This is a genomic window from Agromyces tardus (genome assembly GCF_003710805.1).
GTDB classification, from domain to species: domain Bacteria; phylum Actinomycetota; class Actinomycetes; order Actinomycetales; family Microbacteriaceae; genus Agromyces; species Agromyces tardus.
This window is the reverse complement of sequence record NZ_RHHB01000064.1, coordinates 1-20200: the sequence shown is the minus strand read 5'-3', so window position 1 is coordinate 20200 and position 20200 is coordinate 1. Positions and strand designations below refer to the sequence as shown.

19 protein-coding genes are annotated in these 20200 nt (G+C 73.2%); 8 read left to right on the top strand and 11 right to left on the bottom strand.

Translation table 11 applies throughout. The features are described 5' to 3' along the window. On the top strand, positions 1–512 hold a 512-nt coding region (locus EDM22_RS17960; protein ID WP_138708133.1), incomplete at its 5' end, for a murein hydrolase activator EnvC family protein. 30 nt (positions 513–542) lie between these two features. Here the strand turns inward: EDM22_RS17960 and EDM22_RS17955 are convergent. The 10 genes from EDM22_RS17955 to EDM22_RS17910 form a co-directional block, all read right to left on the bottom strand. Next, entirely contained in the window at positions 543–1577 is a 1035-nt protein-coding gene (locus EDM22_RS17955) for a tyrosine-type recombinase/integrase (RefSeq protein ID WP_122938459.1), read from the bottom strand. Positions 1578–1582: 5 nt separating this feature from the next. Further along, positions 1583–2491 (bottom strand): metallophosphoesterase, encoded by a 909-nt coding sequence (locus EDM22_RS17950; RefSeq protein ID WP_122938458.1) that lies wholly within the window; start codon positions 2489–2491, stop codon positions 1583–1585. Positions 2492–2543: 52 nt separating this feature from the next. After that, complete coding sequence (gene dprA / locus EDM22_RS17945; protein WP_122938457.1) at positions 2544–3803, bottom strand: DNA-processing protein DprA; 1260 nt, start codon at positions 3801–3803, stop codon at positions 2544–2546. Continuing rightward, positions 3800–5350: a YifB family Mg chelatase-like AAA ATPase gene (locus tag EDM22_RS17940; protein ID WP_122938456.1), complete on the bottom strand. Its 1551-nt coding sequence runs from the start codon at positions 5348–5350 to the stop codon at positions 3800–3802. Before EDM22_RS17940 ends, dprA begins: the two co-directional genes overlap by 4 nt. Then, positions 5350–5706: a YraN family protein gene (locus tag EDM22_RS17935; protein ID WP_122938455.1), complete on the bottom strand. Its 357-nt coding sequence runs from the start codon at positions 5704–5706 to the stop codon at positions 5350–5352. The genes EDM22_RS17940 and EDM22_RS17935 overlap by 1 nt, the downstream gene beginning before the upstream one ends. A gap of 120 nt (positions 5707–5826) precedes the next feature. Further along, positions 5827–6150: a DUF2469 family protein gene (locus EDM22_RS17930; protein WP_122938454.1), complete on the bottom strand. Its 324-nt coding sequence runs from the start codon at positions 6148–6150 to the stop codon at positions 5827–5829. Between the two features lie 6 nt (positions 6151–6156). Further along, positions 6157–6840 carry a ribonuclease HII gene (locus tag EDM22_RS17925; RefSeq protein WP_122938453.1) on the bottom strand — a complete coding sequence of 228 codons (684 nt, stop codon included), beginning with the start codon at positions 6838–6840 and terminating at the stop codon, positions 6157–6159. A 1-nt stretch (position 6841) separates the two neighbouring features. Beyond that, the gene (gene lepB / locus EDM22_RS17920) at positions 6842–7597 is read right to left on the bottom strand and encodes a signal peptidase I (protein ID WP_122938452.1); all 756 of its coding nucleotides are present in this window, start codon (positions 7595–7597) and stop codon (positions 6842–6844) included. Positions 7598–7685: 88 nt separating this feature from the next. Beyond that, positions 7686–8033: a 50S ribosomal protein L19 gene (gene rplS / locus EDM22_RS17915; RefSeq protein WP_122938451.1), complete on the bottom strand. Its 348-nt coding sequence runs from the start codon at positions 8031–8033 to the stop codon at positions 7686–7688. Positions 8034–8229: 196 nt separating this feature from the next. Beyond that, positions 8230–8796: a hypothetical protein gene (locus tag EDM22_RS17910; protein ID WP_122938450.1), complete on the bottom strand. Its 567-nt coding sequence runs from the start codon at positions 8794–8796 to the stop codon at positions 8230–8232. 85 nt (positions 8797–8881) lie between these two features. On the opposite strand from EDM22_RS17910, the gene map reads away from it, so the two are divergent. Then, on the top strand, positions 8882–9649 hold the full coding sequence (gene map, locus EDM22_RS17905) for a type I methionyl aminopeptidase (protein ID WP_122938460.1): 768 nt from the start codon (positions 8882–8884) through the stop codon (positions 9647–9649). Positions 9650–9712: 63 nt separating this feature from the next. On the opposite strand, the gene nirD is transcribed toward map, so the two are convergent. After that, on the bottom strand, positions 9713–10063 hold the full coding sequence (gene nirD, locus EDM22_RS17900; protein ID WP_122938449.1) for a nitrite reductase small subunit NirD: 351 nt from the start codon (positions 10061–10063) through the stop codon (positions 9713–9715). A gap of 277 nt (positions 10064–10340) precedes the next feature. Between nirD and nirB the strand changes: the two genes are divergently transcribed. The 6 genes from nirB to EDM22_RS17870 all read left to right on the top strand — a co-directional run bounded on the left by nirB (position 10341) and on the right by EDM22_RS17870 (position 20182). Beyond that, positions 10341–12953, top strand: coding sequence for a nitrite reductase large subunit NirB (gene nirB, locus EDM22_RS17895; RefSeq protein ID WP_122938448.1), 2613 nt, complete (start codon positions 10341–10343; stop codon positions 12951–12953). Next, entirely contained in the window at positions 12950–13726 is a 777-nt protein-coding gene (gene cobA / locus EDM22_RS17890; RefSeq protein WP_122938447.1) for a uroporphyrinogen-III C-methyltransferase, read from the top strand. Before nirB ends, cobA begins: the two co-directional genes overlap by 4 nt. Further along, positions 13723–14853, top strand: coding sequence for a uroporphyrinogen-III synthase (locus EDM22_RS17885; protein WP_122938446.1), 1131 nt, complete (start codon positions 13723–13725; stop codon positions 14851–14853). Before cobA ends, EDM22_RS17885 begins: the two co-directional genes overlap by 4 nt. A gap of 195 nt (positions 14854–15048) precedes the next feature. Then, complete coding sequence (locus tag EDM22_RS17880; protein ID WP_122938445.1) at positions 15049–16443, top strand: MFS transporter; 1395 nt, start codon at positions 15049–15051, stop codon at positions 16441–16443. A gap of 11 nt (positions 16444–16454) precedes the next feature. Beyond that, positions 16455–18575 (top strand): molybdopterin oxidoreductase family protein, encoded by a 2121-nt coding sequence (locus EDM22_RS17875; RefSeq protein ID WP_122938444.1) that lies wholly within the window; start codon positions 16455–16457, stop codon positions 18573–18575. Beyond that, the gene (locus EDM22_RS17870; RefSeq protein WP_122938443.1) at positions 18572–20182 is read left to right on the top strand and encodes an FAD-dependent oxidoreductase; all 1611 of its coding nucleotides are present in this window, start codon (positions 18572–18574) and stop codon (positions 20180–20182) included. Before EDM22_RS17875 ends, EDM22_RS17870 begins: the two co-directional genes overlap by 4 nt. The last annotated feature ends 18 nt before the right edge of the window (positions 20183–20200 follow it).

The window sequence follows — 20200 nt, the reverse complement described above, 5'->3', positions numbered from 1 at the left end:
CCGGAGCCGCCGGTCCGGCCGCGGCCGCCGCGGCCGGCGAGGCCGGCGACCCGCGGCCGTCGATCGCCGCGGGCGCCGTCGTCGCGGGAGACGCCCGTCCTCGAGACGGCTGGACGTGGCCGGTGCCGCCGCCGGTGCGGGTGATCGCGCCGTTCCTCGCACCGCCGACGCCGTACGCGGCCGGTCACCGGGGCATCGACATCGCGGCGGGCGAGGGTGACGGGGTGGTGGCGCCGGCCGGCGGCGTCGTGACGTTCGCCGGAAAGGTCGCTGGTCGCGGCGTCATCGCCATCGACCACGGCGATGGCATCGTGAGCGCGATCGAGCCGGTGGCAGTAGCGGTCCGGGCCGGCGACGAGGTCGGCGCGGGCGCGCCCGTGGGAGTGGTCGCGACGGGCGGTCACTGCGACGGGGCGTGCGTGCACTTCGGGGTGCGCCTGCACGGAGCGTACGTGTCGCCGCTCCTGTTCCTCGGCGGCGTTCCGCGTGCGGTGCTGTTGCCGCTGCGCTGAAGCAGCTGCGCCCGCGTCTGCGCCGACGCGTCAGGCGCGCGGATGCGCGGTGCGGTAGCTCTGCTTGAGCCGCTCGGCCGAGACGTGCGTGTAGATCTGCGTCGTGCCGAGGCTCGCGTGCCCGAGGAACTCCTGCACCTCGCGCAGGTCGGCACCGCCGTCGAGCAGGTGCGTGGCGGCGCTGTGCCGGAATGCGTGCGGGCCCGACGGCCCCGAACCGGGCAGCTCCTCGAGCAGCGCCGCGACGATGCGATAGACGGCGCGAACGCCGAGCCTGCCGCCGCGCACGCCCACGAAGAGGGCGCGGTTCGCGACCGGACGGATGCTCGCGGTCGAGCGCGTGGCGCGGGTCGGGCGCTCCGTCGCGGCGCCGGGCGCGTCACGCGCGGCATCCTCCTCCGTCGACGACGCGACCGCGGCCGTGTCCGCTGCGGCCGCTGCGGCCGCGGCCAGCAGCGCCGGTCGGGCGACTTCGAGGTAGCGGTCGAGGGCCCGGGCAGCCGGCGCCCCGTAGGGCACGATGCGCTCCTTCGACCCCTTGCCCATGACGCGCACGGTGCGTCGACCGCGATCGACGGATGCGACGTCGAGCCCGACGAGCTCCGAGACGCGCAGCGCCGCCGCGTAGAGCAGTTCGATGATCGCGAGGTCGCGGACCGCCACGGGGTCGCCGGTGTCGGCGCGCATGGCGAGGCGGCCGAGCAGCTCGTCGACCGCCGGCGCCGCCACGACGCGCGGAAGGGTGCGCTGGGCGCGCGGCGACCGCAGCCGGGTGCCGGGGTCGGTGGGCAGCGCACCGGTACGCAGCAGCCAGGCGGTGAAGCCGCGAACGGATGCCGCGCGCCTCGCGATCGTCGCGCGCGCGAGCCCCCGTTCGGTGGCCTCCCACAGCCAGTCCCGGAGCAGGTCGAGGTCGAGGCCCTCGACGCGCGTGACGCCGCGGCGTTCGGCGAAGGCCGCGACATCGGCGAGATCGGAGGCGTAGGCGGTCGCGGTGTGCGCGGAGTAGCCGCGCTCGACGCGCACGTGCCCGAGGTAGTCGTCGATGGCCGCGTCGATGCCCATGCGCGTCACCAGGGTCGCTTGCGCGAGAACCGTTCGATGCGGCCCTCGTCGGGGAGCTGCTCGAGCTCGGCGAGGAACGACTCGCCGAAGCTCGTGACCGCCGGGAACTCGCCGACCGGCACGATCGACGTGACGACGTGTTCCTCGAAGAGGTGCACGAGCGAGAAGGACCTGCCGCCGTCGATGCCGACGAGCTCCCGCGGCGGCGCGGAGAGGTCCATCGTGTATGCGGTGGCTCCGGCGACCGAGACCGGGATGCCGGCGAACATGCCCTGCGTCGGGTAGTGCAGGTGCCCCCCGAGGATGACGCGCACGTCGGTGCCGCGCACGACGTCGGCGAGGTCGTCCTGCCGACGGAGCTCGAGCACGTCCATGAGTGCGAGCGGGGTCGCGATGGGGGCGTGATGCAGGGCGAGAACGGTGCCGCTCGGCGCCGGTCGCTCGAGCACCGACGCGAGCCACTCGAGGGAGGCGTCGTCGAGGTCGCCGTGGTGGTACCCGGGCACTGTGGAGTCGAGCGAGACGATGCGGAGGCCGTCGCGCTCCACGACGTGGTGCACGGGCGTGTCGGCGGCCGGCTCGCCGAGGAGTCCGGTGCGGAACGGCCCGCGCTCGTCGTGGTTGCCCATGACCCACACGATCTGGGCGCCGGTCGCCTCGACGAGCGGCTCGATCGACTCGCGCGCGATGCGGTAGGCGTCGGGCTCGCCGAGGTCGGCGACGTCGCCGGTCACGAGGATCACGTCGAGGGTCGTGCCCAGCCGTGACACCTGGTCGACGAGTCGCCGGAGGGGCGAGACCGTGTCCGCCCGGCCGCCGAGCCGTGCGCCGCCCTGCAGCAGGTGGGTATCGCTGATGTGCGCGATGACGTGCCGCGCCGCGGGGTACCTGCCGAACCGTGGATGCTGGGTCATGTCGCTCCCCTCGGGGGAAAGCCTAGGCCGAGCAGCGGACTCGGGCCCGGCATCACGCCGATCTGCGGCGAAGCCACCCGTCGCCGCGGAAGACGACCGTGCCGTGCGACTCCAGCACCGCGAGCACGCCCATCACCGCCGTGACCGGCATCCCGGCCCGCCGGGCGATGTCGTCGACCTCCCGTCGACTGCGCGTGCTCATCGCGTCGAGCACCCGGAGGCGTTCGGGATCCATCGTGTCCGTGCCGCCGGCGGCGCGCGATGCGAGATCGTCGACCTCGGCGGCACCGACCCGCACGGCCGCCGAACCTCGCGGCTCGCCCGCCGCGAGCTCGGCCATCTGTTCGGCGTCGACGACGCACACCGCGTCGTACTCCCGGAGGAGGCGGTGGCATCCCGCCGAGGCCGGACTGGTCACCGGTCCGGGCACCGCGCCGAGCGGACGCCCGAGCGCGGCGGCGTGCCCCGCCGTGTTGAGCGAGCCCGACCGCATGCCCGCCTCGAGCACCACGGTCGCATCGGAGGCCGCCGCGATCAGCCGGTTGCGCTGCAGGAACCTCCACTTGGTCGGCGCGGCACCGCACGCCAGCTCGGAGACGACCGCGCCGGTGTCGGCGATGCGAGTGAGGAGGCGCTCGTGCCCGAGCGGATAGAACCGGTCGACACCGCCGGCGAGGAACGCGACGGTCGTGCCGTGACTCGCGATCGCCGAGCGATGCGCCATGCCGTCGATGCCGTACGCGCCGCCGGACACCACCGTGAACCCCCGGTCGACGAGGCCGGCAGCGGACTCGAGCGCGACGTGCTCGCCGTAGGAGGTGGCCGCACGAGCACCCACGAGCGCGATGGAGGGCGCTTCGATGAGCGCCTCACCGCGGCCGCGCACCCACAACGTGATCGGCGCGTGCTGCGCGAGCTCGTCGACGGCAACGGGCCACAGACGATCGCCGGGGACGAGCAGGCGCGCGCCGACCCGCGCCGCCTGCGCGAGCGAGCGCACGAACAGTGCGTGGTCGAGTCGCGGGCGCCACCGTTCGATCCCGGTCGCGGCCTCGCGCTCGTCGAGGGCCTCTCCCGCCGCGGCGACGAGCTCGACGAGCCCGGCTGCATCGACGCCGGCGAGCAGCGAGTCGGCCGCGGCCACCGCGCCGGTCGCCGCGATGAGGCGCCCGAGCACGCCGTCTCCGGGCTCGGCCGCGAAGCCGAGCAGCGCGGTCGCGAGGAGGTGGGCGGGTTCGGCCTCGTCGCCCGCCGGTCGGACGGCGGTGAGCTCGGCACGCAGGTCGGCGGCCGAGCGGGTCACGATGCTCATGCAGGGGTGGCCTTTCTGAAGAAAAGTGCCTGGTGGAGGTGGCTGGAATCCGGTCGCGCCGCGCCGGCGAGGTCGGCGAGCGTCCATGCGACCTTGAGCACGCGGTCGTAGCCGCGCATGGTGATGCCGCCGCGCTCGAGCGTGCGGTCGAGTTCCGCGGTCGCGCGTCCGCCGGGGTGCAGGCCACCCGGCCCGCGGAGCCAGGGACCGGGCATCTGCGCGTTCGTGCGCCATGGCGTCCCCCGCAATCGCTCGGCGGCGATCGCGCGCGCCTCGGCGACGCGCCGCCGGGCCTCGGCCGAGGAGATCCCGGGACGCTCGTGGGCCATGCGCAGGCCCGCCGCCGTGACCCGGTGCACCCACAGGTGCAGGTCGATGCGATCGAGCATCGGCCCGGAGATCTTCGACATGTAGCGCCGGCGCACGGCGGGCGGGCACGTGCACTCGTCGGTGGGCGTGCCCGCACCGCCGCACGGACACGGATTCGCGGCGAGCACGAGCTGCAGCTTGGCCGGGAAGGTGGCCACCGAGTTCGCGCGGTGGATCGTGATCGAGCCGGACTCGAGCGGCTGCCGCAGCACGTCGAGCACCGCGCCCGGGAACTCGGGAGCCTCATCGAGGAAGAGCACGCCGTGCGACGCCCGAGCAGCCGCACCGGGGCGGATCAGCCGGCTCCCGCCGCCGACCATCGCCGCGGCGGTCGCGGTGTGGTGGGGCGCCTCGTAGGGCGGTCGGAACGAGAGACCCGCCCCGAGCTGCCGTCCGGCGAGCGAATGCACCGACGCGACCTCGAGCGCCGCCTCGTGATCGAGGTCGGGCAGGATGCCGGGGAGACGCGACGCGAGCATGGTCTTGCCTGCGCCGGGCGGCCCGACCAGGAAGAGATGGTGACCCCCCGCCGCGGCGGTGAGGAGGGCCTCGACGGCGGGCCCGTTCCCCGAGACGTCGGCGAGGTCGCCCGCAGCCGGTTCCGGCGCCGACTCGCGGCCGGCGGCCGTGACCGGCTCGATCGCGCCGAGGCCGCTGTCGTCGAACCGCCCGCCGTGCCGGATCGCCGCCTCGAGGAGGGACGCGACCCCGATCACCGTGAGCCCGGGCACGAGCCGTGCCTCGTCGGCGTTCGCCGCCGGCACCATGACCGTGCCGTACCCCGCACGCGATGCGGCGAGCGCCGCGGGGAGGATGCCGTCGATGGGCCGCAGGCGCCCGTCGAGCCCGAGCTCGCCGAGGTGCACGACGGAGGCGACCGATTCGGGGTCGACGTCGCCGGCTGCGGCGAGGCACGCCATCGCGATCGCGAGGTCGAAGCCCGAGCCGTGCTTCGGCAGGGCCGCAGGCGAGAGGTTGACCGTGAGCCGCCGCGAGGGCAGCGGACAAGAGGCGTTGATCGCGGCCGAGCGCACGCGCTCCCGCGCCTCGCCGAGCGCCGCGTCGGGCAGGCCGATGATGACGAACGCCGGGAGTTGGCTGGAGAGGTCGGCCTCGACCTCCACGATCGATCCGTTGAGTCCGATCAGCGCGACCGAGGTCGTGCGTGCGACGGGCATCAGGCGATCCCCTCGAGGTGCTCGATGAGCGCCGGCGCCTGGGTGGGTGCGAGCACGGCGACCGCGTCGATGCGGATGCGCGCGGTCGCGGCATCCGTCGCCTCGCACCACGCCACCGCGAGCCGCCGCAGGCGGGCGAGCTTCACGGGCGTGATCGACTCGAACGGATGCCCGTAGTCGGCCGTCGTGCGCGTCTTGACCTCGACGAACACCGTGTCGTCGCCGTCGCGGGCGACGAGGTCGATCTCGCCGAGCCGGCATCGCCAGTTGCGCTCGATGACCCGCATGCCCCGGGCCTCGAGGTGGTCGACCGCGAGCTGTTCGCCGCGCCGACCGAGTTCCGCGTTGTGCGCCATTCGCACCACCTCCGCGAACAGCGTGGCGGCGCGACGCGCGCGCGCACGTCGGCTGGGACGCCGATGTGGGGCCGCATCGCCACGACGCACTGGGGAGGAGAGGTGGCGGGCGCACCGACGCTACTCGTCGAGCGCGAGCTCCTTGGGCAGCTCGAACTCCCGAGCGGCCAGCTCCTCGACGTTGACGTCCTTGAACGTGAGCACGCGCACCGACTTCACGAACCGGTCGGCGCGGTAGACGTCCCAGACCCAGACGTCCTTCATGTTGAGCTCGAAGTAGAAGTCGTGCTCGGTGTCGCGACGCACGAGCTCCACCTCGTTCGCCAGGTAGAAGCGTCGCTCGGTCTCCACCACGTACTTGAACTGCGACACGATGTCGCGGTACTCGCGGTACAGGGCCAGCTCGACCTCGCGGTCGTAGTCTTCGAACTCGTCCTCATCCATCGCGACTCATCCTACGCCGAGGTCGAAGAGCGCCGGCGCCTCGGCCGGGCGCTCGTGCAGCCAGGTGTGCCGGTGCAGCGCGCTCGGGCCGTGCTCGTCGATCGCGGCGAAGTGCGCGCGCGTCGAGTAGCCTTTGTTCTCGTCCCAGCCGTAGACGGGGAACTCCTCGTGCGAGACCCGCATGCCCCGGTCGCGGTGCACCTTCGCGATGACGGATGCCGCGGCGACCGACGCGCAGTCGCGGTCGGCCTTGATGCGCGTGATCACCCGGGCGCGTCGCTCGATCGCGGGGCTGAGCCAGTCGTGGTTGCCGTCGAGCAGGAGCGGCGCGTCGTCGACCTGCGCGCCCGCCTCCACGAGCGCCGCGAACGCCCGCGCGCCGGCGAGCCCGAGGCACGCCATGATGCCGAGCCGGTCGATCTCGTCGGCCGACGCCTCGCCGACCGCCCACGCGGCGACCCACGCGGCGGCCCGCGGCGCCATGGCCTCGCGTCGCGGCTCGGCGAGGAGCTTCGAGTCGCGCAGGCCCGCCGGCATCCGCTTGACGCCCGTGTCGATGATGACGAGCCCGACGGTCACCGGGCCGGCGAGCGCACCACGGCCGACCTCGTCGCACGCGAGCACGACGGGGGCGCCGTCGGCGAAGAGCTCCCGTTCCGCACGCAGGCTCGGCACGGCGACGGGGGTCACCTCAGCCGGTCCCCTCGTCGACCCCGTCGAACACCGCGGGGTAGTTGTCGAGCCAAGCCCAGTGCGAGACGGGCCAGCTCACGACGAACGCACGGCCCACGATGTTGTCGACCGGAACGAAGCCCTTGAGGGGCGTCTCGGTGTTGTAGCGCGAGTCCTTGGAGTTGTAGCGGTTGTCGCCCATGACCCACAGCGACCCCTCGGGCACCGTGACGTCGAAGTCGTCGCGCGACACCTTGGTCTCTCCCGGCGGGAGGGCGACGTAGGGCTCGTCGAGCGGCACGCCGTTGACCGACATCTGGCCGAGCGCGTTGCAGCACACGACGTGGTCGCCACCGAGTCCGATGACGCGCTTGACGAGGTGGTCGTTCGAGTCGGGCGCGGACAGCCCCACGAAGGCGAGGAACCAGTCGATCGCGGCGATGAGCGGCGGCTGCGCCTCCTCGGTGCGCGCGGGAAGCCAGCCGCCCGGGTCCTGGAACACCACGACATCGCCCCGCTCGATCGGCGTCACGTCGGGGACGAGCTGGTTGACGATGATGCGGTCGTCCTGCACGAGGGTCTGCTCCATCGACTGCGACGGGATGAAGAACGACCGGATGAGGAAGGTCTTGATGAGGAACGAGACGAGCACCGCGACCACGAAGATCACGAGCAGGTCGCGGAGGAACAGCAGCGTGCTGCGTCGGCGCGAGGGCCGCGCGCGCGGCGGAACGGCGGCGCGATCGTCGCGCGCGATACGTGTGTCTTCTGTCATGAAATGGCTCGAGCTCCCCTGCCCAGTCTAGGGGCGGGGAGCTCGAGCGGATGTCGCGTGGCGGGTCGAAACGCCGACGGACGTCGGATCAGCTGTCGCGCTTCTCCTTGATCTTCGCCTTCTTGCCGCGGAGCTTGCGCAGGTAGTAGAGCTTCGCGCGACGCACGTCGCCGCGGGTCACGACCTCGATGTGGTCGATGACCGGGGAGTGCACCGGGAACTTGCGCTCGACGCCGACCTGGAAGCTCACCTTGCGGACGGTGAAGGTCTCGCGGACGCCCTCGCCCGAGCGGCCGATGACGACGCCCTGGAAGACCTGGATTCGCGAGCGGCTGCCCTCGATGATGTTGACGTGCACCTTGACGGTGTCACCGGGACGGAAGTCCGGGATGTCGGTGCGCAGGCTGGCTGCGTCGACCTGGTCGAGGATGTGCATGATGCTTCGCTCTCTGCGCCCGCCACCGGTCGAACGCGGATCAATGAATGGAAGTGTCTGGCGCCGTTCGCGCGATCACTCGCGCTGTGCGGGCTCCCCGGAGGCAGAGCCGTGCGTCGGCACAATCGTCCATTCTGCCAGATCTGCGGCCCACCGGCCAACACGGCGTGACGGATGCCTCCGCGCGGCCCTCGGATCAGCGGCGATCGGTGCCGTCGGATCGCTCCGTGCGCTCGTTGCGCTCGGTGCGCTCCGTGCGCTCGGTGCGCTCGTGGATCACGATGATCTCCTCGCTGCCGTCCTCGAACGGCCGAGGCCCGGCATCCGGACCCATCGCGCTGCGCTGCTGCTGCGCCGCGAGCCGCTCGAACTCGGACATCGTGGCCTTCATGCGCCGCGCGCTGTCGCCGAAGAGCTGCCAGATCGAGATCCAGAAGGCGGCGATCGCGCCGACGATCGCGAGCACCGCGAACGTCGTCGCGGACGGGCCGTAGAAGCCCGTCGCGATGATGAGGCCATGCCACACCGCGAGCACGGCGACGTCGATCCACGACACCGCCTTCGCGAGGCGCACCTCCGACCGTGCCGCGATGATGAGCGCCACGACGCCGAGCGTGATGAAGGCGATCGGCACGACGAGCAGGAGCGCCAGGATGCCCCAGCCGCTGCCCGACCCGTAGATCGCCCAGCCGATGAGCAGCCAGACGGGGAGGAAGATGGCCGCGAGGAACTGCCACCGGTAGAAGACCCGCCTGATCAACATGCCGCCAGCGTACTCGGGAGCCCTTGGCGTGCGCTTGGTGTTCACTCAGGGCGGACCCACCAGAATGGAGGCGGAGAGGATGAGCGTGATCGAACTGAGGACCCCCGCCGAGATCGAGGAGATGCGGCCCGCGGGCCGCTTCGTGGCGAGCGTGATCGAGGCGACGTCGAAGGCCGCGGCCGTCGGCGTGAACCTGCTCGAGCTCGATGCGCTGGCGCACGACATGATCCGCACGGCCGGTGCCGAGAGCTGCTACATCGACTACCACCCGTCGTTCGGCGCCAGCCCGTTCGGCAAGGTCATCTGCACCTCGGTGAACGACGCCGTGCTGCACGGACTCCCCCGCGACTACACGCTGCGCGACGGCGACCTGCTCAGCCTCGACTTCGCGGCGTCCGTGAACGGCTGGGTCGCGGACTCGGCGATCTCGATCGTCGTCGGCACCCCGCGCCCCGAAGACCTGCGGCTCATCGACACGACCCGCCGGGCACTCGACGCCGGCATCGCCGCGGCCCGTCCCGGCAATCGCATCGGCGACATCTCCCGGGCGATCGCGGATGTCGCGAAGGCCGAGGGCTACTCGATCAACACCGACTTCGGCGGCCACGGAGTGGGCCGAACGATGCACGGCGACCCGCACATCCCGAACAACGGGCGTCCGGGCCGCGGCCTGCCGCTGAAGCCGGGACTCGTCATCGCGATCGAGCCGTGGTTCCTCGAGACGACCGACCGCATCTTCACCGACCCCGACGGCTGGACGCTGCGCAGCGTCGACGGATCGCGCGGGGCTCACTCCGAGCACACGATCGCGGTCACCGACGGCGACCCGATCGTGCTCACGCAGCGCGGCTGATCGCGTCCGAGTCCCCGCGCGGCGCCGCCACGCGGGGCGACGCCCTGGGGGCCGGCGCCCGCGTCACGCGTCGAACTCGACCTCGATCATGCCGCCGACGATGCGCGTGCGGTGCGTGCGCAGCGCGAGCGTCGCGTCGGTGAAGCACTCGCCGGTGCCGAGGTCGTAGACCTCCTTGTGCAGGGGCGACGCGATCGTGGGCCGGTCGCCGCGCGAGCCGACGATGCCCCGCGCCATGACCGGCGCGCCGGTGTGCGGGTCGTGGTGGTCCGCGGCGTACACCTCCTCCTCGTCGAGTCGCACGAGCGCGACCTGCCGGTCGCCGATGAGGGCGACCTCTCCCCATCCGGGCTCGAGGTCGGTGACCCGGCAGACCGTCAGCCAGGTGGCGGTCAGTTCCATCGTCGGCGTCATGTGCGGCTCCTCATCCTCCGTGCGCGTCCCTGCCCGCGCGGTGCTCGCGGGCTCGGTCGTCGGTGCTCGTGCACCCGGTCGACCATGCAGTCGACTGGGGTCCGACGCTACGGACGGGGTGTTTCCCCTGCGGCATCCGCCCGTTTCATCGACGTGAAACCGGCCTCACATCGGCTCGGGGCCGACGTGCGTTCTTGGTCGGATGCGGTTACCCCCGTGTAACAGCGACGAAACCGCCCGGTCGTACGCTCGCAGCAATCGAGCCACGGAGGCACCCATGACCGAGACCACCCGCACCACTCCCGGTGTGCGCGACGTCGTCATCGTCGGCGCCGGCCCCGCGGCCCACCGACTCGCCGACAGCCTGCACGCCCGCGACGGCGAGCGCACCCTGCGCGTCACCGTCGTCGGCGAGGAGCCGTACCGCCCCTACGACCGGGTGGCGCTCAGCACGCGACTGGCGGATGCCGCGACCGACCTCACCCTGGAGCCGACCCGCATGTGGGACGAGGGCCACGTGCGCCTCGTCACCGGCGAGCGTGTCGTCGCGGTCGATCCCGCAGCGCGCACGGCCACGACCTCGGCCGGCACCGAGCTGCACTGGGACGAGCTCGTCTTCGCGACCGGCTCGAGCGCCCCGGTCCCCGACATCCTCGGACGCGAGCACGCCCGCGTCTACCGCACGATCGACGACGTCGACGCCCTCGTCGCCGAGACGCGCGAGATCTCCGAGCGCCTCGGACGCCCGGCGTACGTCGTCGTCGCCGGCGGCGGCCTGCTCGGCCTCGAGGCCGCCGGCGGCCTCGCGAAGCTCGGCGCGTACGCCGCGATCGTGCACTCGGGCGGCTGGCTCATGTCGGCGCAGCTCGACGAGGGCGCCGGCCGGGCGCTCGGGCGCATCATCGCCGGCCAGGGCATCGGACTGCACCTCGGCACCCGTCCTGCCGCGGTGCTCACCAGCAGCGGCGCCGTCGTGGGTGTGGAGCTCACGAACGGGCGCCGCGTCGACGCCGACCTCGTCGTCTTCGCGATCGGCATCAGCCCGCGCGACGAGCTCGCCCGCGACCTCGGGCTCGAGCTCGGCCCGCGCGGCGGCATCGCGATCAGCACCGCGTGCGCGACATCCGCCCCCGGCATCTGGGCGATCGGCGAGGTCGCGAGCTTCGAGGGCCGGTGCACGGGGCTCGTCGCGCCGGCCAACGCGATGGCCGAGGTCGTGGCCGACCGCCTCCTCGGCGGGGCCGCCGAGTTCACGAGCGTCGACGATGCGACGAAGCTCAAGCTCTCGGGCGTCGACGTCGCGAGCTTCGGCGACGCCCTCGCCCGCACCGAGCAGGCGCTCGAGATCGTCTACGCCGACCCGGCGCGGGGGCTCTACCAGAAGCTCGTCATGACGGATGACGCGAAGACCCTGCTGGGCGGCATCTTCGTGGGCGACGCCTCGCCCTACGCGTCGCTGCGCCCGCTGCTCGGCACGCAGCTCTCGAGCGAGCCCGCCGCCTACCTCTCGGCGTCGGGCATGGAGCCGCCCGCGGGCGACGAGCTGCCCGCCGGCGCGCTCGTGTGCGCGTGCAACAACGTCGACGCCGGCACGATCCGCGACGCCGTAGCCGGCGCGCACGCGGCGCACGACGAGGGCTGCGGCGAGCTCGGCGCGCTGAAGGCGTGCACCCGTGCCGGCACGCAGTGCGGCTCGTGCGTGCCGCTCGTGAAGAAACTGCTCGAGACCGAGCTCACCAAGGCGGGCATCACGCCCTCGCGGGCCCTCTGCGAGCACTTCGAACTCTCGCGCCAGGAGCTCTTCGAGTCGGTGCGCGTGCTCGAGCTCGCCTCGTTCGACGAGATCGTCGCGCGCCTCGGCACCGGCCGCGGCTGCGACGTCTGCAAGCCCGTGATCGGCTCGATCCTCGCGACGCAGCACGGCTCGTACATCCTCGACGGCGGCCGTGGCGGCCTGCAGGACACGAACGACCGCGCCATGGCGAACATGCAGAAGGACGGCACCTACTCGGTGGTCCCCCGCATCCCCGCCGGGGAGATCACGCCGCAGAAGCTCGCCGTCATCGCGCAGGTCGCGACCGACTTCGGCCTGTACACGAAGATCACGGGCGGCCAGCGCATCGACCTCTTCGGCGCCCGCCTCGACCAGCTCCCCGAGATCTGGAGGATCCTCGTCGAGGCCGGCTTCGAGTCCGGGCAGGCCTACGGCAAGTCGCTGCGCAACGTGAAGAGCTGCGTCGGCTCCACCTGGTGCCGCTACGGCGTGCAGGACTCGGTCGCGATGGCGGTGCAGCTCGAGCTGCGCTACCGCGGCCTGCGCTCGCCGCACAAGCTCAAGTTCGGCGTCTCCGGATGCGCCCGCGAGTGCGCCGAGGCGCGCGGCAAGGACGTGGGCGTGATCGCCACCGACCAGGGCTGGAACCTCTACGTGGGCGGCAACGGCGGCTTCCAGCCGGCGCACGCCCAGCTGCTCGCGAGCGACCTCGACGACGAGACCCTCATCCGCTACATCGACCGCTACATGATGTACTACATCCGCACCGCCGACCGCCTGCAGCGGACGGCCCGCTGGATCGAGGACCTCGAGGGCGGGCTCGACCACGTGCGCGACGTCGTCGTGCACGACTCGCTCGGCCTCGCCGACGAACTCGAGGCCGCGATGGCCAAGCACGTCGACACCTACGAGGACGAGTGGGCGGCGACGCTCGCCGACCCGCAGCGGCTGCGCCGCTTCCGCTCCTTCGTGAACGCGCCGAACACGCCCGATCCCTCGGTCGCGCGGGTCGAGGAGCGCGGGCAGTTCCGACCCGCCACCGCCGAGGAGCGCGAGCGCGGGGAGGCGGTGCTCGTCGCGGGCGCAACCATCCCCGTGCGAGGGGCCGGCGCATGACGGGCCGCGTGACCCTCGTGGGCGGCGGACCCGGGCGCGCCGACCTCCTCACGGTCGCGGCCGTGCGCGCCCTCGGCGCGGCCGACGTGGTGCTCTACGATCGGCTGGCCCCGTACGAGGCGCTCGCCGAGTACGCGCCGACCGCCGAGCTCGTCGACGTCGGCAAGACCCCGGGCCACCACGCCATCCCGCAGCACGAGATCGAGGCGCTCCTCGTCGAGCACGCGCTCGCCGGGCGGCACGCCGTGCGCCTGAAGGGCGGCGACCCCTACGTGCTCGGCCGCGGCAGCGAGGAGGTGCTCGCCTGCCATCGGGCCGGCGTGCCCGTCGACGTCGTCCCCGGCGTCACGAGCGCCATCTCGGTGCCCGGCGCCGCCGGCATCCCGCTGACGCACCGCGGCATGAGCCACCTGTTCACGGTCGTCTCCGGACACGCACCCCTCACCCCCTCGGAGCTCGAGCACCTCGCAGGCCTCGGCGGGACGATCGTCGTGCTCATGGGCGTCAACACGCTCCCCTCGCTCACCGCCGGCCTCGCCCGGTTCGGCATGCGGGCCGAGATGCCCGTCGCGATCGTCGAGCGCGGGTTCCGCGCCGACCAGCGCACGACCATCGGCGACCTCGCCGACATCGTGTTCGCGGCCGGTCGCGCCGGCGTCACCTCTCCCGCCGTCGTGGTGATCGGCGAGGTCGTGCGACTCGCACACGACGGCGACGCGAGCGCGGCGGAGCTCATGGAGCGCGCGGCGGCATTCGCGGCGGTCGCGTCATGACGGATATCGCGGAGTGCCCGCCGGGCTTCCGGCCCGACCAGCTCGAGGGGTTCCGCATCGGCGTCACGAGCGACCGCCGCTCGGCCGACCTCATCGACGCGCTCGCCCGCCGCGGCGCCCAGGTGCTGCACGCGCCCACCCTCCGCATGGCGAACGCCGTCTCCGACGAGCCCGTGATCGACGACACCCGCGCGATCATCGCAGCGCGGCCCGACGTGCTGCTCGCGACGACGGCCTACGGCGTGCGGCGCTGGTTCGAGGTGGCGGATGCCGCGGGGCTCGGCGAGGACCTCGTCGACGCGCTGTCCGACACCGCCATCCTCGTGCGCGGGCCGAAGGCCCGCGGCGGCATCCGCGCGGCCGGGCTCAACGACGTGGGCATGAGCGCCGAGGAGACGACCGAGTCGCTCATCGACGAGGTGCTCGAGAAGTACCCGCCGGGACTCACCGTGGCCGTGCAGCTGCACGGCTTCCTGAACCCGTCGCAGCTCGACCGGCTGCGGGACGCGCACGACCGGGTCATCACCGTGGAGCCGTACCGCTGGATCGAGCCCGACGAGGGCGACGAGCGCGTCGACCGGCTCATCGACGCGGCGTGCTCCGGGGGCCTCGACTGCATCACCTTCACGAGCGCGCCGGCGGTGCACGCGCTGTTCGGCGCCGCGGAGGCGCGCGGCCGCTACGACGACCTCGTCGACGCCATGTGCGGTGCGGTCGTCGCCGCGGCCGTCGGCCCGGTCACGGCCCAGCCGCTCGTCGATGCCGGCATCACCCCGATCCAGCCCGACCGCTATCGCATGGGCGCCCTCATCCGGCTCGTGTGCGAGCACCTCGAGTCGAGCCGGGTCCTGCGCCTCGAGACCCGGCACGGCCCGATCGCCCTGCGCGGCTCGGTCGTCGACGTCGAGGACCGACGCGTCGCGCTCGCGCCGGTCGCCCTCACGATCCTGCGCACGCTCGTGCAGGCCCGCGGCTCGGTCGTGGGCCGCGAACGGCTGGCGTCCGGCCTCCCCGGCACGAGCGACCTGCACGCCCTCGAGGTCGCGCTCAGCCGGCTGCGGCAGACCCTCGGCGTGCCCGGCCTCATCGCCACCGTCGTCAAGCGCGGCTACCGGATCGATGTCTGACGAGGCACGCGGCATCCGCTCGCCCCTGGGGCGGGCACGCTCGTCGTGCGCCGCCGCGCACGGCCTCACAGCGGCCTCCGGCGCGGGTGAGCAGGTGGAGACGCAGGGTTTACGACGCGACCGATCCTCAGTAACACGCCGCCAATAGCGTCGGGAACACCCGCACCACCCCGACCGACTTCCCCGGAGGCATCGATGACCGAGACCGTGAGCACCGCTCCCCCGCCCGTCGCAGCACCCCCCGCGCCCACGTCCGCGCCCGCCCTCGTCACCCGGCCCGGCCGGTGGATCGACAACTGGGACCCCGAGGACACCACGCAGTGGGAGCACGGCGGCCGTGACATCGCCCGCCGCAACCTGCGCTGGTCGATCTTCGCCGAGTTCCTCGGCTTCGTCGTCTGGCAGCTGTGGAGCATCGTCGCCGTGACGCTGCCCGCCGCGGGCTTCGACCTCGGCACGGGCGAGATCTTCTGGCTCATCTCGATCCCGAGCCTCGTGGGCGCCACGCTCCGCATCCCCTACTCGTTCCTGGTGCCGAAGTTCGGCGGCCGCAACTGGACGATCATCTCCGCGGGGCTGCTGCTCATCCCGGCGATCCTGCTCGCGGTGGTCGTCTCCAACCCCGCGTCGCCGTTCGGCGTGCTGCTCCTCGTCGCGGCCCTCGCGGGCTTCGGCGGCGGCAACTTCGCGAGCTCGATGTCGAACATCACCTACTTCTACCCGCAGCGGGAGAAGGGCTGGGCGCTCGGACTCAATGCCGCGGGCGGCAACCTCGGCGCCTCCGTCGCGCAGTTCGTCGTGCCGATCGTGATCACGATCGGTGCGGGCACGGCTCTCAATGTGCCGCTCGCCGGCTGGATCTGGGTGCCGTTCATCCTCGTCGCGATGTTCGGCGCGTTCCGGTACATGGACAACCTCTCTGGCGCGAAGGCCGACCTCGCCGGCTCCGCAGCGGCGCTGCGGGAGCGGCACCTCTGGCTCCTCTCGGTGCTCTACATCGGCACGTTCGGGTCGTTCATCGGCTTCGCGAGCGTGTTCCCCAAGCTCATCGCCGACCAGTTCCCCGAGTTCTCGGCCATCGCGGTGGGTGGCGCCTCGGTGTCGCTCGCGTTCCTCGGCGCACTCGTGGGCTCGCTCGCCCGTCCGTACGGCGGCCGGCTCTCCGACCGCTTCGGCGGCGCCCGCATCACGATGACCGCCTTCGCGTCGATGGGCGTCATCACCCTCGCGGTCGTGCTGACGCTGCCCGTCGCGAACTTCTGGCTGTTCCTGGGCCTCTTCCTCCTGCTCTTCGCCTCGGCCGGCATCGGCAACGGCTCCACGTACCGCATGGTGCCCATCGTGTTCGCGCTGCGCGCCTCGGGCGACGAGACGGCCCGCAAGCGCAAGGCGGCCGCCGCCCTCGGCCTCATCTCCGCGATCGGCGCGTACGGCGGCTTCCTCATCCCGCAGGCCCTCAACCTGTCGTTCCAGGCCACCGGCGGCTACGCGGGCGCGTTCCTCGGGTTCGTCGCCGGCTACGCGGCGCTCCTGCTGCTCACCTACCTCGTGTACGTGCGGCCGGGCCACCTCCGCGAGCACAAGATCTGAATCGAGACCGCATGAGCCGTTCCGCCCCCACGCACTGCCCGTACTGCGCCCTGCAGTGCGCGATGACCCTCACCCCGACGGATGCCGCGAACCCCGCGTCCCCGCCCGTGACGGTCGCCGGCCGCGACTTCCCCACGAACCGCGGCGGGCTGTGCAAGAAGGGGTGGACCTCGGCGGAGCTCCTGCGGGCTCCCTCACGCCTCGGCGCCCCGCTCCTGCGGGGCGCCGACGGCGCGTTGCACGAGGCGAGCTGGGACGAGGCGCTCGACCACGTCGCGCGGTCGCTGCGCGGCATCCGCGCGCTGCACGGCGCCGACGCGGTCGGCGTGTTCGGAGGCGGCGGGCTCACGAACGAGAAGGCGTACCTGCTCGGCAAGTTCGCCCGCCTGGCCCTCGGCACGAGCCGCATCGACTACAACGGGCGGTACTGCATGTCGTCGGCGGCCGCCGCGGGCAACCGCGCGTTCGGCGTCGACCGCGGCCTGCCCTTCCCCCTCGAGGACCTCGACGGCGCCGCCACGATCCTGCTGCTCGGCACGAACGTCGCCGAGACGATGCCGCCGTTCATCGGGCACCTCGCGGGCGCCCAGGCCGCCGGGGGGCTCGTCGTCGTCGACCCACGACGCACCGCGACCGCGCGCCTCACCGACGAGGGTCAGGGCCTGCACGTGCAGCCCGTGCCCGGCACCGACCTCGCGCTGCTGCTCGGCCTCATCCACGTGGTGATCGCCGAGCGCCTCGTCGACGCCGAGTACGTCGCGCAGCGCACCACCGGGTTCGAGTCACTGCGGCGCAGCGTGGCGTCGTGGTGGCCCGAACGCGTGCAGTCCACGACGGGCGTGCCAGCGCTGACGCTGCGACGACTCGCGCGACGGCTCGCGTCGGGCGAGGGCACGTACATCCTCACGGGCCGCGGCGTCGAGCAGCACGTCGACGGCACCGACACGGCGACCGCCGCAATCAACCTCGCACTGCTGCTCGGGCTGCCGGGCCGGCCCGGCAGCGGCTACGGCACCCTCACGGGCCAGGGCAACGGCCAGGGCGGGCGCGAGCACGGCCAGAAGTGCGACCAGCTGCCCGGCTACCGCAAGATCGTCGATCCCGAGGCGCGGGCGCACGTCGCCCGGGTCTGGGGCGTCGAGCCCGACGCCATCCCCGGCCCCGGCGTGCCCGCCGTGGAGCTGCTTCAGTCGCTCGGGATGCCTGGCGGCGTGCGCTCCCTGCTGGTGCACGGATCGAACCTCGTCGTGTCGTCGCCCAACGTCGCGGCCGTGCGCGAGGGGCTCGACCGGCTCGACCTGCTCGTCGTCTGCGACTTCTTCCTCTCGGAGACGGCGGCCCTCGCCGACGTCGTGCTCCCGATCACGCAGTGGGCCGAGGAGGAGGGCACGATGACGAACCTCGAGGGTCGCGTCATCCGCCGCCGCCGCGCCATCGCCCCGCCCGCGGGCGTGCGCGACGAGCTGTGGATCCTCGCCGAGCTCGCACGGCGCCTCGAGTGCACCGCGACCTTCGACACCGATCCCGAGCTCGTCTTCGAGGAGCTGCGGCTCGCCTCGGAGGGCGGCATCGCCGACTACTCCGGCATCGACTACGCGATGCTCGACCGCGGCGAGGCCGCGTACTGGCCGTATCCGCGCGGCAGCGCCGGAACGCCGCGCCTCTTCGCCGATCGGTTCGCCCACCCCGACGGGCGCGCGAAGCTCGTCGCCGTGACGGTGCGCGCGTCGGCGCATCCCGCGCCGCAGCCCGGCGAGCTCACGCTGGTCACCGGACGACTGCTCGAGCACTACCAGAGCGGCGCGCAGACCCGGCGGGTGCCCGAGCTCGACGCGGCACAGCCCGAGGCGCTCGCCGCGCTGCATCCGTCGACCGCCGACCGCCTCGGCATCGCCGACGGCGACGACGTGGAGGTCGCCAACACCCGGGGCACCGTGCGGTGCCGGGCACGGGTCACGACCGACATCCGGCCCGACGCCGTGTTCCTGCCGTTCCACTACGCCGACGCGCAGGCCGCGAACCTGCTCACGTCCGACGCGGTCGACCCCATCTCGTCGATGCCCGAGTTCAAGACCAACCTCGTGCGCGTGACCCGGGTCGCTCGCCTCACGGAAGCCGGAGTCCCCACATGAGCGCACTCAGGATCGTCCTCGTCGGCTACGGCCCGGTCGGGGCCCGCTTCGTCGAGGAGCTGCTCCCCGCGGTACAAGCCGGATCGGTCGAGCTCACCGTCGTGGCCGGTGAGCACGTCGAGGCCTACAACCGCGTGCTCGTCGCCGAATACGCGGTGGGCAACACCGAGCTCGACGCCATGCTCGTGGGCGACCGCGAGGCCGCGGAGGCGGCCGGCGCCCGGGTGCTGCTCGGGGTCGCGGCGACCTCGATCGACCGGGACGCCCGGGTCGTGCAGCTCTCGACGGGCGAGGCGCTCGCCTACGACCGGCTCGTGCTCGCGACGGGCTCCCGGGCCAACGTGCCCACGCTCGACGGCGTCGAGCGGTACCGCCGTGACCTCGCGTCGCTCGAGAAGTACGCCCGGCAGCTCGTCGCCCGCGACGACGACCTGCCCGCCGGCATCACGGCGCTCCGCGACCTCGCCGACGCCGAGCGGGTGCTCGCGGCGGTGCGCGGCCGCAAGCGCATCATCGTGCTCGGCGCCGGCGTGCTCGGCCTCGAGCTCGCCCTCGCCGCCGCGCATGCGGGCGCGCAGGTGTGCGTCGTGCATCACGGTCCCCACCCCATGCCGCGCAACCTCGACCGCGGCGGCGGCCAGGTGCTGCGGGCGGCGCTGCGGCGCACGGGCATCACGGTCATCGCGCACAGCCGCGCCGAGGCCGTCGGGTTCCGCACCGACGACGACGGCACCCGCCGCTTCGACACGCTCGTGACCGCCGACGGCAAGCAGCTGCGCGGCGACCTGCTCGTGCTCTCGTGCGGCGTGAGCCCGCGCAACGAGCTCGCGACCCTCGCCGGCCTGCGGACCGCCGTCGGGGTGGTGGTGAGCCCGCAGCTGCAGAGCTGGTCGGACCCGAACGTGTACGCCATCGGCGACTGCGCGCAGGTCGTCGAGCGCACCGACGAGACCGTCGGCCAGCGCGTGCTCCCGGGCGCCCCGTCCGGGCTCATCGGCCCGGGCTGGCGCCAGGCCTCGTTCCTCGCGGCGGCGCTCGGCGACGAGGCCGCCCGCGGCGCGGCATCCGGGGCCTCGGTGCCCGCTGAGCGCGACCCGATCGTGATGCTCAAGGCCGAGCACATCGACGTGGTGGCGGTCGGCGACATCTCGGGCGACCCGTTCGACGACGACGCGCTGCACCCGCGGCGCCGCGTCGCGCGGTGGGCCGATCCCGAGCACCTCCGCTACGTGAAGATGGTCACCGAGGACGGCGCCCTGACGGGTTTCGTAAGCGTCGGGATGCCGCGCACCGCGGCCGAGCTGACGCTCCTGTTCGAGCGGGGCGGCGAGCTGCCCGCCGACCGGTCGCTGCTGCTGCGCTTCGACGGGCCCGACTACGACCCGAACGAGGACGCCGACGCGTTCGCGCCGACGACGACAGTGTGCTGGTGCAACGGCGTCACCGTCGGCCGCATCGAGGAGTCCGCGGCGTGCGGCAACACGACCGTCGAGTGCGTCGGCCGCGACACGCGCGCGGGCACCGGCTGCGGCGGCTGCAAGGGCCGCATCGCCGAGGTGCTCGCCCGGGCCGCGGAGCCCGACGGCACGCCGAGCCTCGCGGCCTGAGCGCAGGCGGCGCGGCCG

Coding starts and splice junctions, on each gene's coding strand:
- EDM22_RS17955 (WP_122938459.1), bottom strand. CDS start 1,577: ATGGGCATCGACGCGGCCATCGACGACTACCTCGGGCACGTGCGCGTC.
- EDM22_RS17950 (WP_122938458.1), bottom strand. CDS start 2,491: ATGACCCAGCATCCACGGTTCGGCAGGTACCCCGCGGCGCGGCACGTC.
- dprA (WP_122938457.1), bottom strand. CDS start 3,803: ATGAGCATCGTGACCCGCTCGGCCGCCGACCTGCGTGCCGAGCTCACC.
- EDM22_RS17940 (WP_122938456.1), bottom strand. CDS start 5,350: ATGCCCGTCGCACGCACGACCTCGGTCGCGCTGATCGGACTCAACGGA.
- EDM22_RS17935 (WP_122938455.1), bottom strand. CDS start 5,706: ATGGCGCACAACGCGGAACTCGGTCGGCGCGGCGAACAGCTCGCGGTC.
- EDM22_RS17930 (WP_122938454.1), bottom strand. CDS start 6,150: ATGGATGAGGACGAGTTCGAAGACTACGACCGCGAGGTCGAGCTGGCC.
- lepB (WP_122938452.1), bottom strand. CDS start 7,597: ATGACAGAAGACACACGTATCGCGCGCGACGATCGCGCCGCCGTTCCG.
- rplS (WP_122938451.1), bottom strand. CDS start 8,033: ATGCACATCCTCGACCAGGTCGACGCAGCCAGCCTGCGCACCGACATC.
- EDM22_RS17910 (WP_122938450.1), bottom strand. CDS start 8,796: ATGTTGATCAGGCGGGTCTTCTACCGGTGGCAGTTCCTCGCGGCCATC.
- nirD (WP_122938449.1), bottom strand. CDS start 10,063: ATGACGCCGACGATGGAACTGACCGCCACCTGGCTGACGGTCTGCCGG.
- nirB (WP_122938448.1), top strand. CDS start 10,341: ATGACCGAGACCACCCGCACCACTCCCGGTGTGCGCGACGTCGTCATC.
- cobA (WP_122938447.1), top strand. CDS start 12,950: ATGACGGGCCGCGTGACCCTCGTGGGCGGCGGACCCGGGCGCGCCGAC.
- EDM22_RS17885 (WP_122938446.1), top strand. CDS start 13,723: ATGACGGATATCGCGGAGTGCCCGCCGGGCTTCCGGCCCGACCAGCTC.
- EDM22_RS17880 (WP_122938445.1), top strand. CDS start 15,049: ATGACCGAGACCGTGAGCACCGCTCCCCCGCCCGTCGCAGCACCCCCC.
- EDM22_RS17875 (WP_122938444.1), top strand. CDS start 16,455: ATGAGCCGTTCCGCCCCCACGCACTGCCCGTACTGCGCCCTGCAGTGC.
- EDM22_RS17870 (WP_122938443.1), top strand. CDS start 18,572: ATGAGCGCACTCAGGATCGTCCTCGTCGGCTACGGCCCGGTCGGGGCC.